Origin of the sequence: Thiolapillus sp., assembly GCF_048562965.1 — a bacterium.
Lineage (GTDB): Bacteria > Pseudomonadota > Gammaproteobacteria > Chromatiales > Chromatiaceae > Thiolapillus > Thiolapillus brandeum_A.
Genome location: NZ_JBHNMF010000620.1, coordinates 1 through 1,820 on the forward strand (window position 1 = coordinate 1; position 1,820 = coordinate 1,820).

2 protein-coding genes are annotated in these 1,820 nt (G+C 56.3%); one reads left to right on the top strand and one right to left on the bottom strand.

Going from position 1 to position 1,820, the window contains the following annotated elements; all coding sequences use genetic code 11:
• Positions 1-85: 85 nt before the first annotated feature.
• Entirely contained in the window at positions 86-1,267 is a 1,182-nt protein-coding gene (locus ACOCD2_RS18410; protein WP_293647723.1) for an LbtU family siderophore porin, read from the top strand.
• A gap of 65 nt (positions 1,268-1,332) precedes the next feature.
• On the opposite strand, the gene ACOCD2_RS18415 is transcribed toward ACOCD2_RS18410, so the two are convergent.
• On the bottom strand, positions 1,333-1,815 hold the full coding sequence (locus ACOCD2_RS18415) for a rhodanese-like domain-containing protein (RefSeq protein ID WP_293647724.1): 483 nt from the start codon (positions 1,813-1,815) through the stop codon (positions 1,333-1,335).
• Positions 1,816-1,820: the final 5 nt, after the last annotated feature.

A 1,820-nucleotide genomic window follows, 5' to 3' on the forward strand; every position in this document is an offset into this window, starting at 1 on the left:
TATATAGTATTGCGAATCGTTATCTTTTGCGTTCCGGATATTATCGACGAAACAACAGACCGGCCCCTGCTGCTGGAGGACATGCATGATCAAACCTTGCCGCCTGTTTCCGCTTCTCCTGTCTGCCACGACCCTGCTGCTTCCCTTCGTGACTGCAGTGGCAGACGAGGCAGCATTGAAAGAGGAAGACTACAATCTCAAACACAGGGTCGAACGCCTGGAAAAAAGCCGCATACCGTTGCATGAAGAACTGGCTGCCGAAGACGAGGAAACGGAGAAGAAAGACGCTGAAAGCCAGGCTGCGCCCTCATGGCTGGACCGTTTCCATATCAGCGCCCTCATCGAAATAGAAGCCGCCTACTGGGGAACCCGCGAAGAAAGTGAAACGGACCTGTCTCTTTCAACGCTGGAACTGGGTATCGACTACAGCCTGAATGACTTATTCAGCGCCCACATACTCGCGTTGTATGAAGAGGATGGCGCCAACCCGCCTCAAATCGACGAAGCCCTGATCACCCTTCACAACCTGGAGGAGTCACCCTGGTCCCTGGCGGCAGGGCGCATGGTGCTGACTTTCGGCAACTATGAAAGCGGCATGATCACAGACCCACTCACCCTGTACCTGGGGGAAACCCACGCGACTGCCATGCAGGCCGGTTATCTGTCCGGCACCTTCCAGGCAACTGTCTTTCTCGGCCAGCCCCGCACTGGAAACGCGCGAGATGGCAGGCATCCCCTGTATGGTTTCAACCTGAACCTGGCTGACGATACGCACCAGGAATATCCCGCTCACAACATCGGGCTGTCCTGGACAAGCAATCTGACCGATTCCGACGGGCTTGTGGACGCCATCAGGGAAGCATCCGGTTTGCACGGGGCCGTGCCTGGCCTGGGCATGAATATCAGCATCGGATCTGGTGATCTGCTGCTTGTCGCCGAATACATGGGCGCCACGAAGCGCTTCCATCCCAAGGACCTCGCATTCCGGGAGAAGGGCGCCTTGCCCGGCGCCAGCAACCTGGAGGTCGATTGCCTGTTCCATCTTGCGGGAAAGAAAGCCCACCTTGCAATGGCCTGGCAGTACACGCGTGAAGCACTGGCCATGGCACTTCCGGAAAACCGCTATCTGGCAATGCTTGCCATGGATATTCACGAACACACCACCCTGTCACTGGAATATGCCCATGACCGGGACTATCCAGAGAAAGATGGTGGCACGGGCGACGCCAGCAACGTCCTCACTCTGCAACTGGCAGCCAGTTTTTAGGGGGTTATCACAGACCAGCCGGTGACTGCGCCCACAGGTAAAGGAATGCGCTTGCCAGATACAGACTAGACAGGGTCGACCCAGTCCTTGGGACGCAACTGGTCTTCACGGACATGGGCGGTGAAGTATTCGTCGGCATCGTCCAGATCCACGTTCTTTCCTTCACCATCGACCAGGGGAAGATCATAGTCTTTCCAGCCACGGATGCCGGTTTCAAGTGAGGCTACATTCTTGAAGCCAAGCACCTGCAGGGAGTTGGCCGCCAGCACGCTGCGCTGTCCGGAGCGACACACCACCACCACTTCCCTTTCCCGTGCCATGACCAGCTCGGGTTCGGTCTCCTCATAGTCCCATTCACAAGCCGATTCGAGTATGCCCCGCGGCACCAGCAAAGACCCTTCGATATGCATGGCTTCATACTCATAGGGTTCACGCACATCCACCAGCAGGATGTCCGGGTTCTCCTTGAGACGTTCTTCGAGATCCCAGGGCATGTGTTCCTTGACGTTGTGCAGGCAGTCTTTTACCAGTTCCAGAAAACGTTTCATTTATT